The 671-nt window shown below is 65.3% G+C and carries 1 protein-coding gene; it reads left to right on the forward strand.

Annotated elements, in window-relative coordinates; genetic code table 11:
- Window positions 1-671, forward strand: a 671-nt coding sequence (locus tag EN906_RS36240) for a zinc-binding dehydrogenase (RefSeq protein WP_164777715.1), incomplete at both ends; no start/stop codon positions are given.

Below are 671 nucleotides of genomic sequence, written 5' to 3' on the forward strand. Positions count from 1 at the left end.
GGTCATGACGATGGCATCACGCTGCCGCATGTACCGGGCCACGAACTGGCCGGTATCGTCGTCGCCGCCGGCAAGCAGGTCACCCGCTGGAAGGCCGGCGAGCGCGTCACCGTGCCGTTCGCCGTCGGCTGCGGCCGCTGCTTCGAGTGCAATTCGGGCAATCACCAGGTCTGCGAGCATCAGACCCAACCCGGCTTCACCGGCTGGGGTTCGTTCGCCGAATATGTCGCCATCGAACACGCCGACACCAACCTAGTGCGCTTACCCGACGAGATGGAATTCGCCACCGCCGCCAGCCTCGGCTGCCGCTTCGTCACCTCGTTTCGCGCCATCGTCGACCAGGGCCGGGTGACGCCGGGCGAATGGGTCGCGGTGCATGGCTGCGGCGGCGTCGGCCTGTCGGCGATCATGATCGCCAGCGCCATGGGCGCCAATGTCATCGCCATCGATCTCACCGACGAGAAACTGGATTTCGCCAAAAAGATCGGCGCCGTCGCCACCATCAATGCATCTACGACGCCGAACGTGGTCAAGGCGGTCAAGCAGATCACCAATGGCGGCGCGCATATGTCGATGGACGCGCTCGGCCACCCCACCACCTCGTTCAATTCGATATCCAATCTGCGCCGGCGCGGCCGCCATGTGCAGGTCGGCCTGATGCTGGGCGAGCA

Source organism: Mesorhizobium sp. M7A.F.Ca.CA.004.06.1.1, from assembly GCF_003999135.1.
Classification (GTDB): domain Bacteria; phylum Pseudomonadota; class Alphaproteobacteria; order Rhizobiales; family Rhizobiaceae; genus Mesorhizobium.